This window comes from Rhizobium ruizarguesonis (genome assembly GCF_017357285.1).
Classification (GTDB): domain Bacteria; phylum Pseudomonadota; class Alphaproteobacteria; order Rhizobiales; family Rhizobiaceae; genus Rhizobium; species Rhizobium ruizarguesonis.
In genome coordinates, this window is the sequence record NZ_CP071678.1 from 621913 (window position 1) to 647391 (window position 25479).

The 25479-nt window shown below is 61.1% G+C and carries 23 protein-coding genes and 1 tRNA gene; 8 read left to right on the forward strand and 16 right to left on the reverse strand.

Annotated features, from left to right (window positions below; genetic code table 11):
* Positions 1-99: 99 nt before the first annotated feature.
* A complete protein-coding gene (locus tag J3P73_RS03045; protein ID WP_130687550.1) occupies positions 100-2031 on the reverse strand; it encodes an adenylate/guanylate cyclase domain-containing protein in 1932 nt (643 codons plus the stop codon).
* A gap of 527 nt (positions 2032-2558) precedes the next feature.
* Here J3P73_RS03045 and J3P73_RS03050 point away from each other — a divergent pair.
* Positions 2559-3404: a class I SAM-dependent methyltransferase gene (locus tag J3P73_RS03050; RefSeq protein WP_130680942.1), complete on the forward strand. Its 846-nt coding sequence runs from the start codon at positions 2559-2561 to the stop codon at positions 3402-3404.
* A 169-nt stretch (positions 3405-3573) separates the two neighbouring features.
* On the opposite strand, the gene J3P73_RS03055 is transcribed toward J3P73_RS03050, so the two are convergent.
* From J3P73_RS03055 to J3P73_RS03120, 14 genes are all read right to left on the reverse strand, one after another.
* Positions 3574-4140, reverse strand: a complete 567-nt coding sequence (locus J3P73_RS03055; protein WP_130680943.1) for a phosphotransferase-like protein — start codon at positions 4138-4140, stop codon at positions 3574-3576.
* Between the two features lie 74 nt (positions 4141-4214).
* Positions 4215-5705, reverse strand: a complete 1491-nt coding sequence (locus J3P73_RS03060) for an MDR family MFS transporter (protein ID WP_130660831.1) — start codon at positions 5703-5705, stop codon at positions 4215-4217.
* Between the two features lie 258 nt (positions 5706-5963).
* Complete coding sequence (locus tag J3P73_RS03065; RefSeq protein WP_024321062.1) at positions 5964-6353, reverse strand: hypothetical protein; 390 nt, start codon at positions 6351-6353, stop codon at positions 5964-5966.
* A gap of 118 nt (positions 6354-6471) precedes the next feature.
* Entirely contained in the window at positions 6472-6783 is a 312-nt protein-coding gene (locus J3P73_RS03070; RefSeq protein ID WP_018072396.1) for a hypothetical protein, read from the reverse strand.
* Positions 6784-6817: 34 nt separating this feature from the next.
* The gene (ccoS, locus tag J3P73_RS03075) at positions 6818-6976 is read right to left on the reverse strand and encodes a cbb3-type cytochrome oxidase assembly protein CcoS (RefSeq protein WP_018072397.1); all 159 of its coding nucleotides are present in this window, start codon (positions 6974-6976) and stop codon (positions 6818-6820) included.
* On the reverse strand, positions 6977-9244 hold the full coding sequence (locus J3P73_RS03080; protein ID WP_207579749.1) for a heavy metal translocating P-type ATPase: 2268 nt from the start codon (positions 9242-9244) through the stop codon (positions 6977-6979).
* Between the two features lie 13 nt (positions 9245-9257).
* The gene (locus J3P73_RS03085; RefSeq protein WP_018496554.1) at positions 9258-10082 is read right to left on the reverse strand and encodes a DUF2189 domain-containing protein; all 825 of its coding nucleotides are present in this window, start codon (positions 10080-10082) and stop codon (positions 9258-9260) included.
* A complete protein-coding gene (locus J3P73_RS03090; protein ID WP_130690718.1) occupies positions 10083-10274 on the reverse strand; it encodes a hypothetical protein in 192 nt (63 codons plus the stop codon).
* Positions 10274-11152, reverse strand: coding sequence for a cytochrome-c oxidase, cbb3-type subunit III (ccoP, locus tag J3P73_RS03095; protein ID WP_130664019.1), 879 nt, complete (start codon positions 11150-11152; stop codon positions 10274-10276). The genes J3P73_RS03090 and ccoP overlap by 1 nt, the downstream gene beginning before the upstream one ends.
* Entirely contained in the window at positions 11143-11313 is a 171-nt protein-coding gene (locus J3P73_RS03100) for a CcoQ/FixQ family Cbb3-type cytochrome c oxidase assembly chaperone (protein ID WP_018072402.1), read from the reverse strand. The genes ccoP and J3P73_RS03100 overlap by 10 nt, the downstream gene beginning before the upstream one ends.
* Before the next feature lie 17 nt (positions 11314-11330).
* Entirely contained in the window at positions 11331-12083 is a 753-nt protein-coding gene (gene ccoO / locus J3P73_RS03105) for a cytochrome-c oxidase, cbb3-type subunit II (RefSeq protein WP_207579750.1), read from the reverse strand.
* Positions 12084-12086: 3 nt separating this feature from the next.
* Positions 12087-13730, reverse strand: a complete 1644-nt coding sequence (gene ccoN, locus J3P73_RS03110) for a cytochrome-c oxidase, cbb3-type subunit I (RefSeq protein WP_130690720.1) — start codon at positions 13728-13730, stop codon at positions 12087-12089.
* A gap of 352 nt (positions 13731-14082) precedes the next feature.
* Positions 14083-14158, reverse strand: a tRNA-Thr gene (locus J3P73_RS03115).
* A 110-nt stretch (positions 14159-14268) separates the two neighbouring features.
* Positions 14269-15228 carry an NAD(P)H-dependent flavin oxidoreductase gene (locus J3P73_RS03120; protein WP_130690722.1) on the reverse strand — a complete coding sequence of 320 codons (960 nt, stop codon included), beginning with the start codon at positions 15226-15228 and terminating at the stop codon, positions 14269-14271.
* 287 nt (positions 15229-15515) lie between these two features.
* Between J3P73_RS03120 and J3P73_RS03125 the strand changes: the two genes are divergently transcribed.
* A complete protein-coding gene (locus J3P73_RS03125; protein ID WP_207579751.1) occupies positions 15516-16703 on the forward strand; it encodes a regulator in 1188 nt (395 codons plus the stop codon).
* A 56-nt stretch (positions 16704-16759) separates the two neighbouring features.
* Here the strand turns inward: J3P73_RS03125 and ppk2 are convergent, their stop codons facing one another.
* Positions 16760-17641: a polyphosphate kinase 2 gene (ppk2, locus tag J3P73_RS03130; RefSeq protein WP_130690724.1), complete on the reverse strand. Its 882-nt coding sequence runs from the start codon at positions 17639-17641 to the stop codon at positions 16760-16762.
* Between the two features lie 241 nt (positions 17642-17882).
* Between ppk2 and phoR the strand changes: the two genes are divergently transcribed.
* The 6 genes from phoR (at position 17883) to phoU (ending at position 25376) form a co-directional block, all read left to right on the forward strand.
* Positions 17883-19106: a phosphate regulon sensor histidine kinase PhoR gene (gene phoR / locus J3P73_RS03135; protein ID WP_026170927.1), complete on the forward strand. Its 1224-nt coding sequence runs from the start codon at positions 17883-17885 to the stop codon at positions 19104-19106.
* Between the two features lie 675 nt (positions 19107-19781).
* Positions 19782-20816 (forward strand): substrate-binding domain-containing protein, encoded by a 1035-nt coding sequence (locus J3P73_RS03140; protein ID WP_018072409.1) that lies wholly within the window; start codon positions 19782-19784, stop codon positions 20814-20816.
* 170 nt (positions 20817-20986) lie between these two features.
* The gene (gene pstC / locus J3P73_RS03145; RefSeq protein ID WP_026170928.1) at positions 20987-22468 is read left to right on the forward strand and encodes a phosphate ABC transporter permease subunit PstC; all 1482 of its coding nucleotides are present in this window, start codon (positions 20987-20989) and stop codon (positions 22466-22468) included.
* A complete protein-coding gene (pstA, locus tag J3P73_RS03150; RefSeq protein ID WP_018072411.1) occupies positions 22465-23787 on the forward strand; it encodes a phosphate ABC transporter permease PstA in 1323 nt (440 codons plus the stop codon). The genes pstC and pstA overlap by 4 nt, the downstream gene beginning before the upstream one ends.
* Positions 23788-23802: 15 nt before the next feature.
* On the forward strand, positions 23803-24618 hold the full coding sequence (gene pstB, locus J3P73_RS03155; RefSeq protein WP_017966871.1) for a phosphate ABC transporter ATP-binding protein PstB: 816 nt from the start codon (positions 23803-23805) through the stop codon (positions 24616-24618).
* A 44-nt stretch (positions 24619-24662) separates the two neighbouring features.
* On the forward strand, positions 24663-25376 hold the full coding sequence (gene phoU, locus J3P73_RS03160; RefSeq protein WP_003556199.1) for a phosphate signaling complex protein PhoU: 714 nt from the start codon (positions 24663-24665) through the stop codon (positions 25374-25376).
* Positions 25377-25479 lie beyond the last annotated feature (103 nt).

Genomic DNA, 25479 nt, shown 5'->3' on the forward strand with positions numbered 1-25479 from the left:
GGTCATGATCAAATGACGAAAGAAATAGAGAAAGTTTACGACGCCACAAAGGCCGCTGGCGGCGCGAAGCTGCCGTTGGTAGCAACCCGATCGCCTCATTCATTCCTGCATCCTCCGGCTTTCCCCAACCAGCTCCCATAAATCGACCTTCTCGGCGCGCCCCTTGACCTGCACCAGGCCAAGCGGGCGAAGCTCGAAGCGGTCGGCAACCGCATTGTGGATGGCGGCGCTGACCAGGATCGAGGTGTTGAATTCCTTGTTCAATCCTTCCAGCCGTGAGGCGACATTGATCGTGTCGCCCATGGCCGTGTACTGCTGCCTGGAAATCGCGCCGAAACTGCCGACGACCGCCGGGCCGGTGTGCAATCCAAATCGCGTGATGAGCGCGGGACGGCCATTCCGACGGTTGGCTTCGTTCAAGTCGTCGACCGCCGCTTTCATGGCAAGCGCGCATCGGCAGCCGTTTTCGGCATGTCCGACATCCGGAACGGGGGCGTTCCACATGACGAAAATGGAATCGCCGAGATATTGCACGACCGTGCCGCCATTGCGCTCGGCGATGGTGTTCAACAGTTCGAAATAGGCCGACAGCGTATCCACAACGTCTTCGGGCGAATGCTGCTCGGAGATGGTGGTGAAGTCGCGGATGTCGGTGAAGAGCACGGTCACATCCTGCCGCTGCGCCTTGACGACCGCTCGTCCTTCCGGGCTGACGATCCGCCGGACGACTTCACGCGGCACATAGAGGGCAAACTGGCTGATGGCATGACGGCTTGCCGCCAGCGCGCTCGCCAGCGTGTTGATCTCCGATATCCAGGAGTGCGAGACACCTTTCTCGCCGACGTCGAGATCGCCGATCCTGCGTGCCTCGTCCGCCAGCCGATAGAGAGAGCGGCTGACCATGCGCGACAGCAGCACCGAGGCAGCGACACCCGCGAGCACGAAGGCGCTGGCAATCAGGAGATTGTGCAGGAGCAGCCGATTGGCCTCAGCCACCAGATCTTCCAGAGGCACGACGATTGCGGCGACGCTTCCCTTGAACAGACCGGACACGCCGACGGGGGCGATCTGCAGGATCTGGCGTTCGCCATCGAGATCGATCCGCGCCACGCCGCCATTGGCAAAGGCGGGATCGCGCCTGAGCCTCGCCACCGTTTCCAGGCTCGTGTCGTAACTGTCTGTCGTCGTATCGACGGCAACGGCGCCATCGGCATTTTTCGACCATATGCCGAGAAGCCTGTTCATGGTTGCCGGGTCGGAGTGGGCGATCAGATCATCGGCATCGTCGATGATGTAGGCGCGCGCCCGCGGCGAAATCTCCTGCGCGTCCAGCAGGCGACTGATGGTCTGCAGGTGAATGTTGATGCCGACGACCACCTGAGCATTGTCCCGCATGGGTGCTGCGATCGTCAGCGTCGGAACCTTGAGCGTTCCGGCGATATAGGGGCCGACAGACACCGGCACACCGTCCTGAACGACGGATTGATACCACGGGCGTTGCCGCGGATCGAAGGATGCATAGTCGAAGTCCCGCTCGCCGATCGGTCTTGCCTGGCTGTCGAGAAACCGCAGCGTCGAGATGACATCAGCACTTTGTCTCCCGGCGATCGTCCTGATCGCGAAAGCCGTACCGTCGGGTGCCGCCAGCGTCTGGCGAACATCCCGCCTTTCGGTGTTGATGACCTGCAGGTACGAACCGTCGGGGTAGCCGGTGTAGATGCTCGTCGCATTGGGGACGTTGCGCAGGATTTCCAGGAAGAATTGCTGCTTTGCCGCGATATCCTGCGGCGGCGGGGAGGCGAGCAGCGGCAGGGTCGATGCCAGTGCCACCGCCTCGGTGCCCCCCTGCAGCGTATTGCGGTATCCCTCGATCAGCCGCAGGCTCATCTCGCGCATCTGCTGCACGCCCGCGCTGACCGCAGCATTGCTTCCCTGTCTGAACGCCAGCCAGATGATCGGCGTCGACGTGCAAAGCAGCGATGCGACGACGAGGACGCCGAGGTGCAGTCTCAGGGGTTTGGACCAGCGCACGAGATATCCCTCGAAATGCGGACACATTTCAGCAGCCGTGCAGGAATGAGCGTCCCCAACGATGGCAGCTAACCGCTTTTTGAGGATTTACACAAGGCAGTCATGGGAGTGCCCCGGCGCTGTTGAGTTCGCTGGCTATGGTTGCTGCAGATGTTTGCTTGTGGCGGATATCGGATTCGCCGCGCCGCTTGCGCACAGCGGGGAGATGCGATCCGGCTGATGACTGGCGAGGCGGCTTGGCTCCCTCTTCTCCCCGCGGGGGAGAAGAGGACAGTGGTCGCGCTTTCGCCAAACTTTCTGCCGGGCAGGGGTGGGCGAGATCTGTGGTGAGGCGGATGATGGGCGTGCTGATCTCACAGGCAGCGGGGGGCTGGCGCCTCCTCTCGGCCCAAAGCTGCCGCTGGCTTCCGGCAAACGGGGCATTTGCCGCGCATTGGCGCTTATTTCCATTGAATCCCGCCATCAGCGGCCCATAGTGTCGGCATTCCCAGCTTTGCCGGTTGGGCGCATGGGGAGGAGGCGGGGGCATGTCAGCAAATCTCGACGATATCCGTAACCAGCAACGTGAGACCTGGGACAAGTTTTCGGCCGGCTGGAAGAAATGGGACAGCCTGGTTCTCGGTTGGCTCGCGCCGTTTGGCGACGCCATGCTTCGGCGCGCCAATCTCTCCAACGGCTTCAGCGTGCTCGACATAGCCGCCGGCACTGGCGAACCCGGCCTGACGGCGGCCGCGGCAATCCCCGACGGTCAGGTTGTCGTCACCGATCTCTCGGAAAATATGCTGACTGCTGCCGCCGAAAATGCGGCCGGACGTGGCCTCAAGAACTTCAAGACTCAATTATGCGATGCGGGCGCGTTGCCGTTTGCCGATGCCAGTTTCGACGCCGTCCTATGCCGGTTCGGGTTCATGTTCTTCCCGGATATCGCTGCTGCCGCCAGGGAGATGGCGCGCGTGGCAAAGCCCGGTGCGCGCGTCTGCGCCGCAGTCTGGAGCGTGCCTCCCAAAAATCCATGGGCGACCACGGTCATGGGCACGATCGCCCGCCACGTGGACATGCCTCCGCCGCCGCCCGGCTCTCCGGGCCTGTTCCGCTGCGCGGGGGAGGGCATGATCGTCGAGACCTTCAGGGAGGCGGGTCTTCGCGATGTCGCCGAGGACGAGGTGTCGGCGATGATGGTGCACGATGCCCCGGAGCGCTACTGGGACTTCATGACCGAGATCGCTGCGCCTGTGGTCGCCGGACTATCCAGGGCCGACGCAGCAACACGGGAGAAAATCCGCAGCGAGGTCCTGGAGCTGGCGCTACAATCCGTCAGCGACGGCAAGGTTCACCTTCGCTCAACGGCAACTGTGATCACAGGCACGCGGTAGCCTGCTGCAGAATTCCTTGAATCAGAATCGTAGCGCCTTGTCGCGCGCCGCCGAGTCTCACGCATGTCGCGCAAAACTGTGCGGCGGTTTTGCGATAACGATATGCCTAAAAACAAAGACCTAAAGCGCAAGGAGCGAATCTGAAAGATTGCGCGAAGGGCTGCACCCCTCAGGCGCCGCAAGCCACAACATGATCCCGTATTGCCGCAGCACTTTCCAAAGGCGACCTGAACGTCACATCCAACGTCAGCGCGTGTTGGTGCGGAATATCAAGAACCACGGCCTGTTGGCTTCGGCTCCTCGACGTCTCGACGTCGGTGGTTTTCAAATGGTTGCGCCGTGCGGGGGAGGAAACGCGACGCGCCAGTTCTTCTTCGGCACAAAGCAATCTCACCGGAACGAAGACCGCGGCGCCCTGTGTGGCGGCGTCGACGAACTGTTGGTACGTCCGCGCGCTGCGCACATCGCCTTCGACACCGGCGTGGGTGAAGATGAAATTCGCCGACAGGCTGCTATAGGCGGTGATCGCATCCAGCACGGCCTGCCGGATCCTACCAGTGTACTCCCAGACGCCCTTAGGCAGCGGAGCGGTCTGATCCTCGTCGAGGAGGCGCAAGATCGGGTTGTTGAACCAGTGATTATCAACAATCTTTGCTGATATCAGCGAGCCGAGTTCTCGAGCGATTGTCAGCTTCCCGACGCCCGGAAACCCCAGGAGCAGCACGAAAACACTCATCGTCCGATAACTCTCCCAACACAATCCACCGCTGTGGAAACGCAGCATATCTGCGTTTCCACAAGCCGAACCGCTTAATGCGAAGCCGCCTCGCTTGCGACCGCCGCCCCCTCGCGCTTCTGGCTAGGACCGACCGGGATCAGCCAGGTGGTGAAGAAGGTGAGCACCGCGACGATGACGACGCCCCAGAAGCTCCAGTGCAGAGCCGCATTGAAGACGGCGCGGATCGCCGGATCGGCGGCGAGCGCCGAAAGCCCGGTCGGCTGGTTCAGTGCGTCATGCAGGCCTGCCGCCGCCTCGCCGCTCGCATAGTGGTTGATGCCGGCATTGAGGATGGCGCCGAGCACGGTGGCGCCGAGCGTATTGCCGAGGCTGCGGGAAAAGATGATCGAGGCTGTGGCGCTGCCGCGCATCGACCATTCGACGCTCTCCTGCACCAGCACGATGCTGGTGAGGCTGATGAGACCCATGCCGAAGCCCATGAAGAAGGAGCCGGCGCCGGCAACGACCGGCGAACTGTCAGGTGTCAGGAACAACAGGAAACAGGCACCGAAGGGAAACATCAGGCTGCCGACACGCAAGGTGCGGCGGATGCCGAAGGCCTTGTAGAAGCGGCCGGAGAGGATCACCGCCAGAGGCCAGCCGACGACGAGCATGGTGAGCGTGAAGCCCGCGACAACAGGCGAACGGCCGAGCACGCCCTGCACATAGATCGGCAGGATTGTCGAAAGCCCGATCAGCGCCATGCCGGCAAGCAGCGTCGCCGCATTGCTGGTCGCAATCAGCCTTCGGCTCCAGAGCGGGATCGAAATGATCGGTTCCGGCGCCCGCTTCTCCTGGGCGAGAAAGAAAAGGCCCGCGACCACGAAGACGGCGAAAAGCGAAATCAGGATCCAGGCGCTCGCATCGGTTTCCGTCAGCATGACGAGAAGTGCGACGATCGAGATCGAAAACAGCGCCGCTCCGAGGTAATCAATCTTTGCCTGCTTGTGCGCCACGTCCTCCTTCAGGAAGATCATGAAGGCAATGATCGAAATGATGCCGATCGGCAGGTTGATCCAGAAGATCCAGGCCCAGGAAATGTTGTCGACGATGATGCCGCCGGCCAGCGGCCCGACGACGGCCGATGTCGCCCAGACGGTTGCCATGAAGCCCTGCACGCGGCCGCGTTCCTCGAGCTTGAAGAGATCGCCGATGATCGTCGTCGTGACCGGCTGGATGGCGCCGGCGCCGAGCCCCTGCAGCAGCCGGAACAGCACCAGCGACATCATCGACCAGGCAAGCCCGCAGAGCAAAGAGCCGACCAGGAAGATCAGGATGCCGCCGATCAGCACCGGCTTGCGCCCGAAAATGTCGGAAAGCTTGCCGTAGATGACCGTCGTCGTCGACTGCGCCAGCAGGAAGGCCGAAAACACCCAGCTGTAATAGGAAAACCCGCCGAGCTGCCCGACGATGCGCGGCATCGCGGTCGCCACGATCGTCGCCTCGATCGCCACCATGAAGGTTGCGAGCATGATGGTGGCGACGATAAGCACGCGGTTCGAGCGTTGCGCTGCATTCGACATGACGATCCTCTTCGGGTGCTCCGCAGATGCCGGAAATATCGGCAGGCTGGCGAGATGTGGGGCGATGCGCCGCTTGCGGAGTGATGTGGCTCTTTTACGTCTTCAGGGCCGAACGGTAAAGCAGGCCGCGACCGGTTTCTGACGGCAGCGATCCTTTTCGCGCCATGTCAGGGAAGTTTCGGTCAAAAGCGAAGGCCCGGGCAGAGCGACGCCGGGCCTTCATCCTGTCGGGAGGGAAGGGGAACAATCGCCCTATCCTCATTGCGGGCACGCATCGCCGACCGAGCCGGTATCCGTCCCCGTGCCGGCCGCCCCCGCGCAACCCGGCGTCTGCTGCAGGTTGGGATTGACCCCGCCGGGATTGATCGTGCTGCGGCCGCTGTTGAGATTGACGCCGCCATTGCCGGTCGTGCTGCCGGTGGTGCCGGAATCGATGCCGATAGACCCGGTGCCCGTTGCGCCGCCGCCGACAGACCCCGTGCCAGCTGACCCGGCGCCGGCGGAACCGCCGCCCGAACTCCCCGATCCGCCGATAACAGGCGCCACCGAAAGCCGCCCATTGGCATCCGCACCCCCGGCCGTCTGCGCCAGCGCCGGGCCAGCCAGACCGATCGAAAGCAGTGATATCGCGATGAACTTGCAGGACATGATTTTCTCCATGCTTGTTGTCTCAGGGAGAAAACTTGATCCCCGGGGGCATTGTTCCGGGATGGGTTGGGCTGGTTGGCACTATTGCGCCGGAGGCGGTGACCCCGGCTTAGCCTCTTCAGCCCTGACGATCGCTGCGGGCGGGTACCGTTATTCCCCTGGTTACCGCGAAAATCGCTCCAAACATTCCGCCGACGACGATCCCTGCAGAGCCGCCCGCCAACGCCGCAATGAGGCAGTAGGCGATCCAGGAACCAACGCTGGATGCACCAGACAGGAACAAGGTGGAAACGACGCCGATTGCTCCGCCAAGGATGCCCAAGACAATGGCAACCCCCGTCACAGCCTCCGATGGATCAATGGTGCGGATGCGTGGCGCTTGGGCGGTATCATGTTCAACCGGCGGAGACTGGCGATCCGTGTCTTCCATTCGACCCTCCTTCAAAGCATTTACGATCGATCCTTCAGCCGCCGAGAGGCTTGTCGTCCTTTTCAGACAATATCCTTTCCGCTGCGCCATCCAGATCTTCGTACTGACCGGTGCGCAGGGACCAAAGGAAGGCACCAAGCCCGGCGATGCCCATGAACAGAGCTATGGGTATCAGAAACGACAATGCGCTCATTTATCCCACTCCCGCCAGCTTATTTATCCGCCGCATTTCCCGCTCTGGTGGCGTGCCGTCGATCTCAAGCCTCATCGCATTCGCGACGACCAATATGGACGACGTCGACATCGCTATCGCGGCGATGAGCGGGTTGGCATAGCCCAACAGTGCGAGAGGAATGCTGCACGCATTGTAGACGGCGGCCAAAGCGAAATTTTGGCGGATCAGCACGGCCGCACGACCCGCCGTCGTCAGCGCGACCTTCATTCCGTCCATGTCTCCATTGAGCAGGATGAAATCGGCGGCGCTGCGACCGATGTCGCTTCCTGATGCCGGAGCCATGGAAACATGCGCGGCCTTCAGCGCGACCGCGTCGTTTATTCCGTCACCAATCATCATCACCTTGCGACCGAGACTGCGCAACGCATCGATCGCCTCGGCCTTGTCCTTGGGGAGGGCGGCGGCTTTTACCGAGTCGATTCCGACTTCCCGTGCCACTGCAAGAGCCGCTTCGGGGACATCGCCGGTCAGCATTTCGACGGCGATGCCGCGACTCTTCAAGAACTGCACCGCCATCGCCGACCCGGCTCGAACCTTCTCTCCAAAAACGAACGAGGCAAGGATTTCTCCCTGTCGTGTCAGGACGACAGTCGAAGCTGCGGCAGTCCGGTCATCTGCATCGCCGCTCGCCGCCCATGCCGCTCGCCCAAGTCGATAAACTTCCCCTCGGAAAGACGCCTCGAGACCGTTGCCTGGTAACTCCCTGACGTCATCGAGCGCGAGAGCCTCCCACTCGCGCCGTGAGGCGTAATCCGCGATCGCTCTCGACATCGGATGGCTCGAAAACTGCGACAGCGACGCAGCCAGTGAAAATTCCAGTGGTCCGGTCCAGTTCCCGGTCAACAGCCTCGGCTCGTATTGCGTCAGCGTACCGGTCTTGTCTAAAACGACGGTGTCGATTTCCGCCAAACGTTCCAATGCCGATCCGTCCCGTGCCACGATGCCCTGGGTGAACAATCTGCGTGCTGCAACGACCTGAACCATCGGAACCGCCAACCCCAGCGCACAAGGGCAGGCAATGATCAAGACCGAGATCGAAATCGTCAGGGCGAGGTGGATGTCCTGTGTCACCGCAAACCACGAAAGGAATGTCAGTACCGACAGTCCGTGTATAACAGGAGCATAGAGACGCGCGGCCCTGTCTGCGAGTATCCGGTATTCAGAACGGCCGTCCTCGACCGCTTCCAGCATCCTATGCAGCTCGGCGACTGTCGAATCTCCCGGTGTGGCGGTGGCTTCGACAGTCAGGGGATGGCCGACGTTCAAATCTCCCGCGCAAACCTGTCCGCCTGGTCCAACCGTCTCCCAACGGCTCTCTCCCGTCAGCAATGAACGGTCAAGTTCCGACAGGCCGGAGAGAATCGTCCCGTCAGCTGGAATTCTATCGCCGGCGGCAATCAGGGTGCGGGTTCCGGAAATGATATCGCTCAGTGGGACATACTCGATCCGTCCGTCCGCGCGTATCACATTCGCGCCTTTCGGCATCATGTCGGCCAGAGACGCCGCCGCCGATCGCGCCCGCCGTCGCATCAGATGGTCCAGCGTGCGTCCGACGAGCAAAATGAAGATCAACGAGGTACTGGCCTCGAAGTAGGCTTGCCGTCCTTCGGCGAACGTGTCGTATACGCTGAGACCGAACGAGAGCAAGACGCCGATGCTGACCGGCACATCCATGTTTGCCCGACCGTGCACGAGCGCCCGCCACGCCGACCGGTAGAATGTCGCCCCGGAGTAGATCATGGCCGGTAGTGCGAGCGCGGCCGACATCAGGTGGAGCGTCTGACGTGTTGCCGGGTCCGCACCCGCCCAGACCGATACGGACAGCACCATGATGTTCATTGAGCAAAAGCCGGCGACTGCCAGCGCGCGCAGCAGGCCTGATATCTCACCGTCCGGTTGATCACGGCCTTCCGCCGGCAAGACGGCCGTGTAACCGATCGTTCCGATCAGGGCGGCAAAATCGGGCGGCGAACCATTTTCCGCTTGCCAATGGATGGTTACGCGCTTTGCCGTCAGATTGGCGCGCGCCATGTGAACTTCGGGGTGCTTGCCAAGGGTCGATTCCAGAAGCGCCATGCATGCGCCGCATCGCATGTCCGGAACGGACAAGGTGATCTGCCTGAGACCATTGCCCAAATCCCTGCTTGCCAACGCAACCTCGTCCACACCCGGCCTTCTTGGTCCGGGCTCGTGGAGCGAAGACGCAATTGACGCGCAGCAGGTCATTGTCCGTTCCTCGCTACCTCATTGCCTTGTAGGCATGCCATGTGGCGTGGCCGAGCAAAGGAAAAACGAAGATCAGTCCGACAAGTCCCGTCAGCAGGCTGGCGAGGAAGAGGGCGAGCACGATCGCGCCCCAGACCATTGACGGTCCCATGTTGTTCCAGACCATGACAACGCTGACGCCCATCGCTGTGAAGGCGTCGATGCGCTCATCCAGCAGCATCGGGATTGAGAACACCCCGATTGCAAAAGCGAATCCAGCGAACAATGCGCCGACGCACAAGCCGACGATCAGCATGCCCCAGCCCGAGGGGGTGGTGACCAATAGCCTTGCTACGCCATCAAGGCCGGGGAACGGATTAACGCCGAAAAAGAGCGCGTAGATAATGACCGCCGCCCTCATCCAGAGCAGCATCACCATGCACAGCAGCATTCCCGTGAAAAACACCTGCCCTCCAGCTCTCGGCCGGACGAATAACATCTCCCGAAGCGTGATGCGCTCCCCGTTCGCCAAACTCCTGCTCTTGACATAGAGCCCTGCGGCAAAGAGCGGCGCGACGATCAATATGCCCGCCAATGCGGGAAAGAGAAGATAGTCGCGCTCGAGCCGAAACAGCATCACGGTGGCCGCCAACGCCAGTAAGAACACCACGAACCCGTAGGCCAGACTTGGCCAGGGTTGCCGGATCAAGTCCTGCCAGCCTTGGCCAAGCCAACCGAGAGGAGCACCGAGGGGCAGATGCCGCTGCCACTTGGGATCCATCGTCTCCTGTATCCCCGATACCTCGCTCCGATATCGGCCGGAAGTGTCGTCCTGCGGCATCTGATCCTCCTCGTGCATTCAGCAAGCTGAAGCGGCGGCCCTGAATTGGTTGGGTTGCTGGCCTTTTTCCTTGATATGCTCGATGCAGGCGGGCTGGGTGGCGATCGCCATGTAAACAAAATGGGCGTTAGCGCCGACAAAGATCGCCCCGGCCAGCCCGATCAGCAGCCACTTGAAAGCGCGTGGTAAAGGTCTCTTCGCTTCGGGCATCACTGCTGACCCCCACCCAGCTTGTTCACATAAAGCGCGAGTATCTTTATCTCAGCTGGACTTAGGCGTTCGTCCCAGGTGGGCATATGTCCCTGCCGTCCGCCATGGATCGACTGGACGATACGTTCGATGCCCCCGCCGTAAATCCAGCGGCCATCGGTCAGGTTCGGCGCACCGACATCCTGTTTGCCTTTGGCATCTTCGCCGTGGCATGCCACGCAGCTAGCCATGAACACCTCGCGGCCAGCAGCTATCTGGCTGGCGTCTGCGGCTTCGGTGGACGTATTGCTCAACGAATAGACATAGGCGGCGACGTCGCTCACCTGTTTTCGGTCGAGCATTTCGTCTGTTCCGAACGCAGGCATCTGCGACACGCGGCTTTGCGAGTGCGTCGTATTCACCCCCACCGTCATGGTCTGGACGATCTTTTCTGGTCCGCCACCCCAAAGCCAGTCGTTATCGGTAAGATCGGGGAAGTCTCGTCCGCCCTTGCCGTCCCTTCCATGACAGGCGGCGCAGTTGTCTCCGAACAACTGGTGGCCGCTGGAGGCCACCTTCTCCATCAGCTTTTCGTCGGCACGGATTTCATCAAAGGAACTGGTCTCGATCTTCTCGATCCAGGGCGCGCGCGAAGCATCGGCTTCTATGATCTTTCGCTCTACCGCCTGCTTTTGACCCGTCCCGATCAGGCCCCTCGTATACGTGCTTCCAAGCGGCCAGGTCGGATACAGTATCCACCAGAGAGCGGCGAACAGGTGCGTGACGATCAGGAAGAGCAGCACTCCGCGCGGCACCGGAGTATCCAGTTCCTTGATGCCGTTCCAGATGTGTCCGGTCGTCTGGCGGCCTGTTACGGGATCGACTTCCTCTATCGCCATGGGGTGTCGTCCTTGTCGAATATCTCCGTTTCCGCCCGGTCGAAACGCGCCCTGTTGGAGGGCCAGAACGTGTAGACGACCACTCCGATCGAAAACAGGATGAGATACAGCAGGCCCCATACCTTGGACAGTTCCAACATGGTCTCGTGAGTAACATCCATTTCAATCCCCTGTGGCCTTAGTTGTTGGGGTTCGGCATCTGCTCCGGTGCCGCGGTGTTTTCATAGGCTGCGTTTGTCAACTCACCCAGGACCTGCAGATACGCGACCATGGCATCCATTTCGGTGACGTTGGTTTTGACACCGTCAAATACCGATAGCTGGGTTTTGTCCCCATAACGTTCCACGACGCCCGAGGATTGCTCGCTGTCAGGATTGGACTGTCCGTAAGCATCTGCGGCCGCGTTGGCGATCATTTCATCCGTGTACGGCACGCCGACGGCCCTCAGCGCGGCGAGATGGCCGCGCAAATCGGCCAGCTTGAGCTGGGTTGTCGCCAGCCACGGGTAAGAAGGCATGTTGGATTCGGGAACGACGTCACGAGGATTGATCAGGTGAGCCACGTGCCAGAGATCGGAATATTTCCCGCCGATGCGCGCCAGATCCGGACCCGTGCGCTTTGATCCCCACAGCATGGGATGGTCGTAGCTGGATTCGACCGCAAGAGAATAAGGACCGTACCGCTCGACCTCGTCCCGCAGCGTTCTGATCATCTGGCTGTGGCACGCGTAACAGCCTTCCCGGACATAGATGTCGCGGCCGGCCGCTTCGAGAGGGGTGTAAACTCTCATGTCCGGGGCGTCCTCGACCGTCTCGTGGATCGTGAACAGCGGGGCGATCTCGACAAGCCCGCCGACGCTTCCCGCTACAACGATAGCCAGCATAAACCCGACGGCCGTCCGTTCCAGTCTTCCATGCAGACGTTCGCTCATCTCTCACTCCGCCGGCGCGTTTTCGAGAAGGCCCGAAGTCAGGGGCGCGTCGTGAACTGCTTCCGCGGCGGGAGCCGTTCGAACGGTCATCCAGATATTGAAGCTCGCCACGATCGCCCCAAGGAGGAAAAGCAGCCCTCCGAAAGCGCGTGCGATATAGTAGGGATACATCGCCAGCAGACTGTCGACGAATGAATAGACCAGGGTGTTGTCGGCTGAATATGTGCGCCACATCAAGCCCTGGATGATGCCGGAATTCCACATGGCGAAGACGTAGATGAGCGTGCCTGCAAGCGCCAACCAGAAGTGGACTTCGACCAAGGCCGAAGAATACATGCTTTCGCGTTTCCAGATCGATGGAACGAGTGTGTAGAACGCGCCGAACGTTATCATGGCGACCCAGCCCAGCGCACCGGCATGGACATGTCCGACCGTCCAATCGGTATAATGAGACAGTGAGTTGACGGGTCTGATTGCCATGAAAGACCCTTCGAATGTCGACAGACCGTAGAAGAACGCCGCCATCATGATGAAGCGAAGAGTGGCGTCGTCACGGACGCGGTGCCAGGCCCCGTTCAATGTCAGCAAGGCGTTTCCGGCCGATGCCCACGACGGAACCAGCAGCATGACCGAAAACGTCATTCCAAGGTTTTGCACCCAGATAGGCAGCGCGGTGTAATGGAGATGGTGGGATCCCGCCCACATGTAGAAGAAGGTAATCCCCCAGAAGCTGAGAATGGACAATCGATAGGAAAAGATCGGCCGCTCAGCGCGGATCGGCAGATAATAGTAGAGCATTCCCAGGAAGCCTGCCGTGAGAAAAAACGCCACGGCATTGTGCCCATACCACCATTGGACCATCGCATCCTGTACACCGGCCCATACCGTGTAGCTTTTCGCCTGTCCGAACGATACGGGCACTGCCAGGTTGTTGACGATATGGAGGATCGCCACCACGATGATGAAGGCAAGATAATACCAGTTGGCGACGTAGATGTGAGGTTCCTTGCGCCGTGCCAAGGTGCGTACGAAAAGCGCGAAATAGGCGATCCAGACGATCACGAGCCAGATGTCGGCATACCATTCCGCTTCTGCGTATTCCTTGGACTGGGTAACGCCCATGAAATAGCCGCTGACGGCGATCAGACAGAAAAGATTATAGCCGAAGATCACGAACCAGGGGGAGAGTTGGTCGGCCAACCTTGCGCGCGATGTTCGCTGAACGACATGGAATGATGTCGCGATCAACGCATTTCCGCCGAAGCCGAAGATCACTCCGGTCGTGTGGGCCGGTCGTATTCGACCGAAGCTCGACCACGCCGTATCAAAATTCAGGCTCGGCCAGGCAAGCTGGGCGGCCGCCCAGACGCCGAAGAACATGCCAAAGATCGCCCAGGCCAATGTGAGCGCCACGCCCACCTTGATCGGATCGTCATAGTAGCTTGAAAAGCGCGAAGCATCCGGTTCTTCGCCGAAAGCCAAAGTCAGGATGTAGCAGAACAACGCGCCGCAATACACGAAGACGATAACGCCGTGTATGCCGAAGGGATCAAAGCGGCCAGCAGCGGCCATCGAGACGCCGACAACCATCAAAGCGATAAGTATAGCTGCCGCAAACCCCCGCTCTGCGCTCGTGAGCTGTCCCATTGTTCCATCCCCCCGGCTGTGCCGATGATGGTGCTCCACAAAGCGTTGAAAGGCAATCAGTTCTGCGAGTGTGCACACGCGAAGATAGACTAGATCGTCCATCACAATCGCTGTTGGGCCGATTTGGCCCTGAAACAGAAGACCGTATTATTCGGCCATGGGAGCGAACGTTCCCGTTGTCATTTGACCCAGATGAGCTTTGCCACTAGCCGAGACGCCACGCGTCTTTTCAGACGCAGAGACGCTTTAACACTTTGAATTGCTTCATAATTCCTTAAGTCGATTCCGATTTGGGGAATGATGTAATAGGATGAGCGAGAAAATTGAAGCCGGCCGGAGCGCTTGAAAAGAATGGTGCCGCTTACAGGACTCGAACCTGTGACCCCATCATTACGAATGATGTGCTCTACCACCTGAGCTAAAGCGGCATTTCACGGCCGAAGCATGCGGCCTGCGATTTGCATGGCGCTGATACAGCCATTGTTGGAAGATTTCAAGCACCCTGTCATGGCTTTGGCAAAAAAGAGGGAAGGGCGCCTCAGAGCGCCAGCCGGGCGCGCGCCGCCCTGTATTCGGCCTCCAGCCGGTCGACGAGATTTGCCACCGGCTCGACGGCCTTGACGGCGCTGATGCCCTGGCCGCTGCCCCAGATGTCCTTCCAGGCCTTGGCGCCGCCGACAGCCTGCTCGAAATCCATCTTCGAGACATCGGCTAAGGGGAGATTATCGGGGTCCATGCCGGCAGCCACGATCGAGGGCTTGAGGTAGTTGCCGTGCACGCCGGTGAAATAGTTGGAGTAGACGATATCGCCAGCGGCGCCTGCGACGATCGCCTGCTTGTAGGCGTCCGCGGCACGCGCCTCTTCAGTGGCGATGAAGGGCGAGCCGATATAGGCCATGTCGGCGCCCATCGCTTCTGCGGCGAGAATGGCGCCGCCGGTGGCGATGGCGCCGGCCAGCAGCAGCGGCCCGTCGAACCATTCGCGGATCTCCTGGACGAGCGCAAAGGGCGACAGCGTGCCGGCATGGCCGCCGGCCCCGGCCGCCACCGCGATCAGCCCGTCGGCACCCTTGCGGATCGCCGAATGGGCGTGGCGGTTGTTGATAATGTCATGCAGCACGATGCCGCCATAGGAATGCACGGCGGCGTTGACCTCGGGCACGGCGCCGAGCGAGGAGATCACGATCGGCACCTTGTATTTGACGCAGAGCGTAAGGTCGTGCTCCAGCCGCTTGTTCGACATATGGACGATCTGGTTGACGGCAAAGGGGGCGGCCGGCCGCTCCGGATGGGCGGCGTCGTGGCGGGCAAGCTCCTCGGTGATCTCGGCCAGCCATTCGTCGAGCTGGCTTTCCGGCCGGGCGTTCAGCGCCGGAAATGCTCCGACGATGCCCGCCTTGCATTGCGCCAGCGTCAGCGCCGGATGCGAGATGATGAACAGCGGCGAGCCGATGACCGGCAGTCTCAATCTGTCCTTGAGGATCGGGGGCAGGGCCATGGTTCATCGCTTCCATTGACGTTTACGAAAACGTCAATCTCATAACAGAGATGAAAAGGCGATAAAAGAGCGGCTGCCATGCCTTCGTCGATTTCAGCCCGAATATATACGTCCGAGAAAGCTAATAGAATAAGGCCCACAAGCGGTGAAACCTGCCGATATCCCTGCCGATCGATGGCGGCCCACCCTCGCAAGGCTTGCGGTTTGCCGCACTTGACGCTACCGAATTTTGATGGAGAACGGCGGGGATTGCAGTCCGATGCCGAATTCAAGGTGAAGGACTGAATGTGAGCGGATTAGAAACGGCCATCAGAACTGCGCTCGAGAATTCCGATCGCGATAATCCGGAGGTTCGAGCGAGGATCTATCAGTCGGCCCGCCAGGCGCTGGAAGCCGGGCTGCGCAAGCAGGATATCACCGACACCGAGGTCGTCGCCCATCACCGCCACCGCCTGGAAAGCACCATCCACGCCATCGAAGGCGAGGAGCGCGACCGCCTTCACCCCCGCCAGAGACCGCCTGAAGTACCCGTGCCGCCGGTGGTGGAAATGCCGGCGCCGCCGGTTCACCAAGCCCAAGTCGACGAGTTCGACGGTCCGATGGTCTCAGGCGAGACCCGCGCGCCCGACGTTGCCCCGAACCGCGGCGACGAGTCCAGTCTTGACGACGTGCATGCCGGCAGTGCCGATCATCTGGCTGCCGCCCCTGTCGGCGAGGAACGCCTCGCCCGCGGTCAGCGCGCCACCAATATGGATTTCCGCCCGGAGCGGGCGGCAGGCCGCCGCAAGCCGCGCAAGTTTTTTTCGAGACTGCTCGTCTGGTGCGTGCTGCTGGCCTTCATCGGCATCGGCGCCTGGTGGGCGCATACATCGGGCCTGCTGATGACGGCGGCCGAACGCGACACCAGCGTCGCCAATCCGCCGGCAAGCACCCAGCCCGAGGATTTTACCGGCAATGACGACAGCGCCGGGAATGCCGCCTCCCACACCGATCAGCCGGTGACCATCGACCCGCAGAACAGTTTCTCGGCCGATTGGATCCCGCTGTTCAAGCCTGAGGACGCCGACAAGATTCAAAGCGGCCCGCGGGCGCGCACCGAAAAAATCGTCGAGAATGACGGCCCCGCCGTCCGGTTGATTTCCGAGCGCGGTACTGCCGATGGCAATATCTCGATCAGCGTTCCGCCTTCGGTGCTGCAGCAGCTTGCCGGCAAATCCTCGACCATCGCGCTGACGCTGCAGTCCACCACCGACGAGCCGACCCAGATCACCGTCGAGTGCAATTTCCAAACACTCGGCAATTGCGCCCGTCATCGCTTCAACGTCACCCGCGAGAAATCGGATGCGCTGCTGCAGGTGAAGTTCGACCGCTCGCTGGCGCCGAATTCGCCGGGCACGCTGACGATCAACAGCGATCTCGACGGCAAGGCGCGCGGCATCAACCTCTTCGCCATCCGCATCCTGCCGGGGCAGTAATCTCAGTCCCGGCGGAGCCGGTGACCCCGTTTAGCCTACGCCTATTTCAGGAAGCCCTATTTCAGAAATCCAGGCCCTGAGCCGATGATCTCTGCATCGACCGTGCCGAGCGCCTTTTTGTCCTTGCCGTCATAATCCATCTTGTTCAGCATGTGGCGGATGAGTTCGAGGCGCGCGCGCCGCTTGTCATTGGCGCGGATCACCGTCCAGGGCGCGAAATCCGTATGGGTTTCCTTCAGCATCCGGTTGCGCTTGTCGCTGTAGTCGCCCCATTTCGTCAGCGCCGCGATGTCCATCGACGACAGTTTCCAGACTTTCAGCGGATCGTGCCGGCGGTCGTGGAAACGCTTGAGCTGCATCTCGCGGCCGATATCGAGATAGAATTTGAAGAAGAAGATGCCCTCATGGGCGATGATCTTTTCGAGCTGCGGCGTCTGCTTGAGGAAATCCTCATATTGCTGCGGCGTGCAGAAACCCATGACCGGCTCGACGCCGGCGCGGTTGTACCAGGAGCGGTCGAACAGCACGAATTCGCCGGATGTCGGAAACTGCGCGACATAACGCTGGAAATACCATTGCCCCTGTTCGCGCTCGGTCGGCTTGGTCAACGCCACGACGCGCGCAAGGCGTGGGTTCATATGCGCCGAAGAGGCCGAGATCGCGCCGCCCTTGCCGGCCGCGTCACGCCCCTCAAACAGCGCCATCACCCGCTTGCCGGTCGCCTGCAGCCAGAACTGCACCTTGACCAGTTCGATCTGCAGCTTTTCCAGCTCCTCGAGATAGTCCTCCTCCTTGAGCTTCTTCTTGTAGGGGAAGTCGCCGGAGTCCAGCGCGTGTTCGTCCACCCAGGCCGGCAGGGTCGGATCGTCGACGTCGAAGATGCGTTTCTTTCCGCGGATCTCCAGCTCCACGGCCCTGTTTTCGACGTCCTCGTCCATGTGATCCTCCTCAGCCTGATTGTTCTCTTCTCGCAGGCGAACATAGTTACCGTTGAAAATCAAATCTTTCGCGGTTGGCCGGCAATTTTTCGTGGGTTTCGGCTGCGGCCTTTCGCTTCAAAGCGACAGCCCGAAAACTTCTGTCATGAATTGCCGCTATCAGGCAGAGTTCAATATAGAGAAAAACGAATCGACGCCGCGAGGGCACTTGCAAGACGAAACTCCGTGGAGAAAAAGCCTGCTGGCGCGCATAAGGCGCGAACGGCCGGTGCTGCTTGCGGCGATCCTCAGCGCGCTCGCCGCGCTTGCCGCCGGCATGAACAAATGGGTTGTGCTTGTCCTCCTGCTTGTGATGATCCTCACCGCGCTTTTCAATGAGGCGCCCATCATCGAGGCCGAACCGGCTCCGCCGGTGGAGATCGAGCCCGAGGCGCCGCCAAGCCGCCTGCCGGAAGTTTCCGCCACGCTCTCCGGCCTCGATATCCCGGTCATGGTGTTGTCGGACGATGCCTCGGTGCTCTTCCAGAACCGCGCTGCCGAAAAGGCCTTCGGCGAGGTGGCGCTTGGCGCCCATATATCGGCCCGTATGCGCTCGCCCGGCGTGCTCGACATGGTGCGCGAAACCATCGCCACCAACGCGCCGAACCAGATCGAGCATTCCGAGCGGCTGCCCTCCGAGCGCGTCTATATCGTCCGCAGCGGGCCCATAGAATTCGCGGCCGATGACGGCGCGCGTGAGCGCTATTTCATCCTGTCCTTCCGGGATATTTCAGAGGTCCGCCGCATCGACCGCATGCGGTCGGATTTCGTCGCCAATGCCAGCCACGAGCTGCGCACGCCGCTTGCCTCGCTGCGCGGCTTCATCGAGACCATCCAGGGGCCGGCGAAGAACGATCTGAAGGCGCAGGCGCGTTTCCTCAACATCATGCTGGATCAGACGACGCGCATGAGCCGGCTGGTCGACGATCTACTGTCGCTTTCCCGCCTGGAGCTGAAATCGCACATCGCGCCGGATGAGAAGGTCGATCTGGTGCCGCTGCTCGGCCATGTCAGAGATGCGCTGTTGCCGCTGGCAAGGGATGTCGGCGTCGACATCAACCTGCATCTGCCCGACGGCAAGGTCGAGGTGCTCGGAGACCGTGACGAGCTTGTCCAGGTTTTCGAAAACCTGATGGAAAATGCTTGCAAATACGGCCAGGAGGGCGAGATCGTCGACGTCTGGCTGAAGAACGGCACCGGCCAGCCGGTCGAGGTCAGCATCGTCGACAAGGGTCCGGGCATTCCGGCCGAGCATGTGCCGCGCCTGACCGAGCGCTTCTACCGCGTCAGCATCGAGGACAGCCGCTCGAAAAAGGGCACCGGCCTCGGCCTTGCCATCGTCAAGCACATCCTCACCCGCCACCGGGCACGGCTGATCGTCAAGTCGGAAGTCGGCAAGGGCACCGATTTTACCGTCCGTTTCTGACGTATGTGTCGCGTGAGGAACGGAGAGGCTGCCGCAAATCTCTTCTCCCCTCGGGGAGAAGGTGCCGGCAGGCGGATGAGCGGGCCACACGGCACGCCCTCACGTAAAACCTATTCCGCGACACCTGCCCAAGGGCCTTGACGATGGTCGAGACGACGCCTGCACGGTTCACGGATTATAGGAAAGACCGGCTTCGCCGGCCCCCTCATCCGCCCTCCGGGCACCTTCTCCCCGCTGGGGAGAAGAGGGAATCGAGAGGCCCGGCATATACCTCCGCCCGCCCCGCGAGCGGGGGTCCGAAGTACGGGTCGAGACTCGCGGCTCGACCCCGGTCGGTGCCGGCAGGCGGATGAGGGGCAAATCACGCGAAGCGACCTTGATGAAAGGGCCTACGCAAAGAACCGCCGCCTCACCTACCCGTCGCCGATATGCTGCCGGTTTTTACAACGCGAGGTGGATTGACCACCGAACTTTGCCGGTCGTCCGACATGATCGATCGGTCGATCTAAAATATAACCTTATAAATCAATAGCTTAACCTGTCACAAATGTTTCACGGCTTTGACATAAAAGGACGGTGCTTAAAGCGCTAAGAGAGTCTCGCCGATGAAAAAAGGCAATGCGAGGGCCTCTCTAAGGCCGCACTCACACAAGCCCAAATGCCGGGAGATTTTAAATGAACACCTTCAAGCTCACCGTTGCCGCGCTCGCTGCAACCGCCGCTTTCGCTAGCGCTGCCGTCGCCCGTGACCAGATTCAGGTTGCTGGTTCGTCCACCGTCCTGCCTTACGCAAAGATCGTTGCCGAGTCCTTCGGCGAAACCTTCACCAATTTCAAGACGCCGGTCGTTGAATCCGGCGGCACGGGCGCTGGTCTGAAGGAATTCTGCAAGGGCGTTGGCGAAGACACCATCGACATTGCCAACGCCTCGCGTCCGATCAACAAGAACGAAGCCGAAGCCTGCAAGGCTGCCGGCGTAACCGACATCCAGGAAGTCAAGATCGGCTACGACGGCATCGTCTTCGCAACTGACGCTTCCAACCCTGACGTCGCCTACGTTCCTGCCGACATCTACAAGGCCCTCGCAGCCCAGGTCGTCGTCGACGGCAAGCTCGTCGCCAACCCTTACAAGAAGTGGTCGGAAGTCAACCCGAAGCTTCCGGCTGTTGATATCGCTGCCTACATCCCGGGCGAAAAGCACGGCACCCGCGAAGTCTTCGAACAGAACGTTCTCGCCGCCGGCTGCAAGGCCTCTGGCGCAATCGACGTCATCGCCAAGGAAATCGCCGACAAGGCTGCCCAGGGCAAGGCCTGCGTCGCAGTTCGCAAGGACGGCGTTGCCGTTGACATCGATGGCGACTATCCGGAAACCCTCGCACGCATCGCCGCCAACAAGACCGGCGTCGGCGTATTCGGCCTTTCCTTCTACGAAAACAACGCCGACAAGCTCAAGGTTGCGAGCATGAGCGGTATCGTTCCGTCCACCGAAACGATCGCTAACGGCACCTACCCGGTTTCCCGCCCGCTGTTCTTCTACGTCAAGAAGGCACATCTCGGCGCCGTTCCGGGCCTGAAGGAATACGTCAACTTCTTCGTATCCGACCAGATGATCGGCCCCGACAGCCCGCTCGTCGAATACGGCCTCGTTGCCGCTCCGGATGCCGAACGTGACGCGATCCGCAAGGACGTCGAAGCCGGCAAGTCCATGTAATCACTTTGCCGGCGCGGTGCCTTTCAGCCCGCGCCGGCATTGCCTTATGTCCCTGCGCGCCGGCGGTTCTGGAGCTGCAGGGTTGAATTCCTTCTCCATGATTGGAAGCTGAAGGCAGGCTGATGAAGCTGCCGGGCTTTTTGGGGGCCATGGGCCTGGGGACGTAACGAATGAGCACATCCATCATACTTTTGTGCCTTGTGGTGATTGGAGCCGCCGCCTATCTGGTCGCGCGCAGCCGCGCCACGGCGCTTGCCGGAGGCCGATCCTCCGCATTGCATTCGCGACCGGCCTATTACGGCGCCTATGCCGCGATCTGGGCGGTTCTTCCCGCCCTCATCGTCCTCTGCCTCTGGCTCTCCATCAGCCCCGGCATCATCCAGTCCTCGGTTCGCGGCACTGTTCCCGACGACGTCAAGGCGCAAGCCTCGGTCGAGCAGGATCTTGGTTATTCGATGGTGGCGACGGTCGCCCGCGGCCTGACGATGCTGACCTCGGATGAAACTGCTGCGGTCGCCAACGATCCAGCTGCCCTGCAGGCCAAGCTCCTCGAAAAGGGTGTGCCGCTTGCCAGCCAGCCGCTGCCCTACATGCTCGACGCCGCCAAAAAGCTCAACGCCATGAGCATGATGAGCCGCATCGCCATGACGGTGATCGTCTTCGCTCTCGCTGTTGCCGGCGCCTTCTATGCGCTGCGTTCCATCGCTCCACGCTTCCGCGCCCGCAACCGGGTCGAGCGCGTCATGCTCTGGGGCCTGCTGCTCGCCTCCTCGATCGCCATTCTAACGACGATCGGCATCGTGTTCTCCATGCTGTCGGAAGCCGCCCGCTTCTTTGCGGCCGTTCCTGCCATGGACTTCTTCTTCGGCACCGTCTGGGATCCGCGCTTTGCCGGCGCCGGCAGCTCGTCCTTCGGCCAGTTCGGCCTGATCCCGCTGCTGCTCGGCACGATCTATATCGGCCTGGTCGCCATGCTGGTCGCCGTGCCGGTCGGCCTCTTCGCCGCCATCTACATGGCCGAATACGCCTCGATGAGGGTGCGCTCGATCGCCAAGCCGCTGCTTGAAGTGCTCGCCGGCATTCCGACGATCGTCTACGGCTTCTTCGCGCTCGTCACCGTCGGTCCGTTCCTGCGCGATTTCTCCGCCCAGATCAGCGGCCTTCTGTCCGGCAATTACAGCAATTTCATCCAGGCGCAGAGCGTTCTGACGGCCGGCATCGTCATGGGCATCATGCTGATCCCCTACGTGTCTTCGCTGTCGGACGACATCATCACCGCCGTGCCGCGGTCACTGCGTGACGGTTCGCTCGGTCTTGGTGCCACACGTTCTGAAACCATCAAGAAAGTGGTCTTGCCCGCAGCCCTTCCCGGCATCGTCGGCGCATTGCTGATGACGGCCTCGCGCGCCATCGGCGAAACCATGATCGTCGTGCTGGCCGCCGGTGTCGCCGCCCGCATTCAGATCAATCCCTTCGAGCCGATGACGACGGTGACCGTCAAGATCGTCAACCAACTGACCGGTGACCTCGAGTTCACCTCGCCGCAGACGCTGGTTGCCTTTGCCCTTGGCATCACGCTGTTTTGCATCACGCTTTGCCTCAATATCTATGCGCTCTACATCGTGCGCAAATACCGGGAGCAGTACGAATGACGGATATTGTTTCTCCCACAGCCGGCGTCACCGTTTCCAAGGCGCCCGTGCGCCGCGATATCGGCATCAAGCGCCGCTATGCCGCCGAGCGCCGGTTCCAGGCCTATGGCATCGCCGCCATCACCTTCGGTCTCGTCTTTCTCTTCATCCTGCTGTGGACGGTGATCGGCAAAGGCTATACCGCCTTCCAGCAGACGGCGGTCACCCTGCCGATCGAATTTTCCGAGAAGACGATCGATCCAAACAATAAGCGTGCGACCGACCCTTCGGTGCTGATCGCCGCCAACTATCCGGTTCTCCTGCGTGACGCGATCGTCAAGCAGCTGAACATCAATGCCTCGAGCCGTCCCGACGTGCGCGATGCATCCGCCATGCTGTCGAAGAGCGCGCCGATCCAGCTGCGCGATATGGTGATCGCCGATCCGTCGCTCATCGGCAAGACGGTCAACGTCACGGTGCTCGCCGACGCCAATGTCGACAGCGCCAGCAAGGGCCAGATTGACCTCTCGGTCGATGAGAAGAACCGCAAGGTCAACGACAAGCAGGTTGCCTGGATGAACGAGCTGAAGGCGAGCGGCGCTCTCCACAAGCAGTTCAACACCGGCCTCTTCGTCAACGGCAATTCCAGCCGTCCGGAGGCCGCAGGCCTGGGCGTCGCCCTGATCGGCTCGCTCTATCTGATGCTGATCGTCCTCGTGCTTGCTCTGCCGATCGGCGTCGCCGCCTCGATCTATCTCGAGGAGTTTGCGCCGAAGAACAAGCTGACGGATCTGATCGAGGTCAACATCAACAACCTCGCCGCGGTTCCTTCCATCGTCTACGGCCTGCTCGGTCTTTCCGTCTTCATCAACTTCATCGGCCTGCCGCGCTCGGCTTCGCTGGTCGGTGGTCTGGTGCTGACGCTGATGACCCTGCCGACGATCATCATCGCCACGCGTGCGGCTCTGCGCGCCGTGCCGCCGTCGATCCGCGCCGCAGCACTCGGCCTCGGCGCTTCGAAGATGCAGATGGTGTTCCACCATGTTCTGCCGCTTGCCATGCCCGGCATCCTCACCGGCACGATCATCGGCCTGGCGCACGCGCTCGGCGAAACCGCGCCGCTGCTCCTCATCGGCATGGTCGCCTTCGTCGCCAACGCGCCGACGACACCGCTCGATCCCTCGACGGCTCTGCCCGTACAGGTCTATATGTGGGCCAACGAGGCCGAACGTGCCTTCGTTGAGCGTACTTCGGGTGCCATCATCGTCCTGCTCCTGTTCCTGATCGTCATGAACATGGGCGCCATCCTCTTGCGTCGTCGCTTCGAGCGCCGCTGGTAAACGGAGTTAAACATCATGAATATGTTGACGGAAGCTGCAGTTGAAAAGGCGCTGGATCGCAAGATGAGCAACGTCCCTTATAAGATGATCGGAAAGGAAGTCTCGGTTTACTACGGCGAGAAGCGCGCGCTTTTCGATGTGAACCTGAACGTCCGCGAAAACACGGTAACCGCCCTGATCGGCCCGTCCGGCTGCGGGAAGTCGACCTTCCTGCGGTGCCTCAACCGCATGAACGACACGATCGACGGCTGCCGCGTCACCGGCAAGATCACGCTTGATACCGACGATATCTATGATCCCGATATCGACGTCGTCGAGCTTCGCGCCCGGGTCGGCATGGTCTTCCAGAAGCCCAACCCGTTCCCGAAGACGATCTATGAAAACGTCTCCTACGGCCCGCGCATCCATGGCCTTGCCAAGTCGAAGGCCGACCTCGACCAGATCGTCGAGACCAGCCTGCAGCGCGCCGGCCTCTGGAACGAGGTCAAGGACCGCGTGCACGAATCCGGCACTGGCCTGTCGGGCGGCCAGCAGCAGCGCCTCTGCATTGCGCGCGCCGTCGCCGTCAGCCCCGAAGTTATCCTGATGGACGAGCCCTGCTCGGCGCTCGACCCGATCGCCACCGCCAAGGTCGAGGAGCTGATCCACGAGCTGCGCGAGAACTACACGATCGTCATCGTCACCCACTCCATGCAGCAGGCCGCGCGCGTTTCGCAGCGCACCGCCATGTTCCACCTCGGCAATCTCGTCGAGGAGAACGACACCGACAAGATGTTCACCAATCCCGACGATCCGCGCACCCAGGACTACATCATGGGTCGCTTCGGTTGATTTTGGCGACACCAAGCCTTCCCGTTATTCGAGGATAAAGCCCCATGGCATCGACACATATTTTTTCTGCCTATGATGATGACTTGAAGTTCCTGTCCAGGCGGATTTCCGAAATGGGCGGCCTGGCCGAGCAGATGGTCAGCGAAGCCGTGCGCGCTCTTGTCAACGGCGATACCGCGCTGGCGCAGAAGGTCATCTCCGACGACGTGATCCTCGATCACGCCGAACGCGAAATCGGCGACAAGGCGATCGTCACCATCGCCCGCCGTCAGCCAATGGCTTCGGACCTGCGCGAAATCATGGGTTCGATCCGCATCGCCGCCGATCTCGAACGCGTCGGCGACCTCGGCAAGAACACCGCCAAGCGCGTCATCGCCGTCCAAAGCACCGGCGTTCCCCGCAAGCTCGCCCGCGGCCTTGAGCATCTGTCCGAGCTGGCGCTCGTCCAGCTCAAGGAAGTGCTCGATGTCTACACCAATCGTTCAGCCGACAAGGCAAATGCGATCCGCGAACGCGACAACGAGATCGACGCGATGTACACCTCGCTGTTCCGCGAGCTCCTGACCTACATGATGGAAGATCCGCGCAACATCACCAGCTGCACGCATCTTCTCTTCTGCGCCAAGAACATCGAGCGCATCGGCGACCACGCCACCAACATCGCCGAGACGATCTTTTACATGACGACAGGCGCGCAGCCGGAAGGCGACCGTCCGAAGGACGACAGCGCCAACACCGTCGGCGCGGTCACCGAATAACCGCCCACACCCCGCCGCTTGCGTGCGCGCCCATCCGGGCGCGCAAGAGGTCGCAGCCAATTCTGATTTTGCGCAGGATGCATTGCTTAAATCACCCCCGGTT

What these genes read in the sequence shown, in the direction of transcription:
- J3P73_RS03140 (WP_018072409.1), top strand. Translation starts at nt 19,782, where the DNA reads ATGAACACCTTCAAGCTCACCGTTGCCGCGCTCGCTGCAACCGCCGCT.
- ccoN (WP_130690720.1), bottom strand. Translation starts at nt 13,730, where the DNA reads ATGGGACAGCTCACGAGCGCAGAGCGGGGGTTTGCGGCAGCTATACTT.
- pstB (WP_017966871.1), top strand. Translation starts at nt 23,803, where the DNA reads ATGAATATGTTGACGGAAGCTGCAGTTGAAAAGGCGCTGGATCGCAAG.
- pstA (WP_018072411.1), top strand. Translation starts at nt 22,465, where the DNA reads ATGACGGATATTGTTTCTCCCACAGCCGGCGTCACCGTTTCCAAGGCG.
- ccoP (WP_130664019.1), bottom strand. Translation starts at nt 11,152, where the DNA reads ATGGCGATAGAGGAAGTCGATCCCGTAACAGGCCGCCAGACGACCGGA.
- pstC (WP_026170928.1), top strand. Translation starts at nt 20,987, where the DNA reads ATGAGCACATCCATCATACTTTTGTGCCTTGTGGTGATTGGAGCCGCC.
- phoU (WP_003556199.1), top strand. Translation starts at nt 24,663, where the DNA reads ATGGCATCGACACATATTTTTTCTGCCTATGATGATGACTTGAAGTTC.
- J3P73_RS03070 (WP_018072396.1), bottom strand. Translation starts at nt 6,783, where the DNA reads ATGGAAGACACGGATCGCCAGTCTCCGCCGGTTGAACATGATACCGCC.
- J3P73_RS03055 (WP_130680943.1), bottom strand. Translation starts at nt 4,140, where the DNA reads ATGAGTGTTTTCGTGCTGCTCCTGGGGTTTCCGGGCGTCGGGAAGCTG.
- J3P73_RS03085 (WP_018496554.1), bottom strand. Translation starts at nt 10,082, where the DNA reads ATGCACGAGGAGGATCAGATGCCGCAGGACGACACTTCCGGCCGATAT.
- J3P73_RS03065 (WP_024321062.1), bottom strand. Translation starts at nt 6,353, where the DNA reads ATGTCCTGCAAGTTCATCGCGATATCACTGCTTTCGATCGGTCTGGCT.
- J3P73_RS03060 (WP_130660831.1), bottom strand. Translation starts at nt 5,705, where the DNA reads ATGTCGAATGCAGCGCAACGCTCGAACCGCGTGCTTATCGTCGCCACC.
- ccoO (WP_207579750.1), bottom strand. Translation starts at nt 12,083, where the DNA reads ATGAGCGAACGTCTGCATGGAAGACTGGAACGGACGGCCGTCGGGTTT.
- J3P73_RS03050 (WP_130680942.1), top strand. Translation starts at nt 2,559, where the DNA reads ATGTCAGCAAATCTCGACGATATCCGTAACCAGCAACGTGAGACCTGG.
- J3P73_RS03080 (WP_207579749.1), bottom strand. Translation starts at nt 9,244, where the DNA reads ATGACCTGCTGCGCGTCAATTGCGTCTTCGCTCCACGAGCCCGGACCA.
- ccoS (WP_018072397.1), bottom strand. Translation starts at nt 6,976, where the DNA reads ATGAGCGCATTGTCGTTTCTGATACCCATAGCTCTGTTCATGGGCATC.
- J3P73_RS03090 (WP_130690718.1), bottom strand. Translation starts at nt 10,274, where the DNA reads ATGCCCGAAGCGAAGAGACCTTTACCACGCGCTTTCAAGTGGCTGCTG.
- J3P73_RS03120 (WP_130690722.1), bottom strand. Translation starts at nt 15,228, where the DNA reads ATGGCCCTGCCCCCGATCCTCAAGGACAGATTGAGACTGCCGGTCATC.
- ppk2 (WP_130690724.1), bottom strand. Translation starts at nt 17,641, where the DNA reads ATGGACGAGGACGTCGAAAACAGGGCCGTGGAGCTGGAGATCCGCGGA.
- J3P73_RS03100 (WP_018072402.1), bottom strand. Translation starts at nt 11,313, where the DNA reads ATGGATGTTACTCACGAGACCATGTTGGAACTGTCCAAGGTATGGGGC.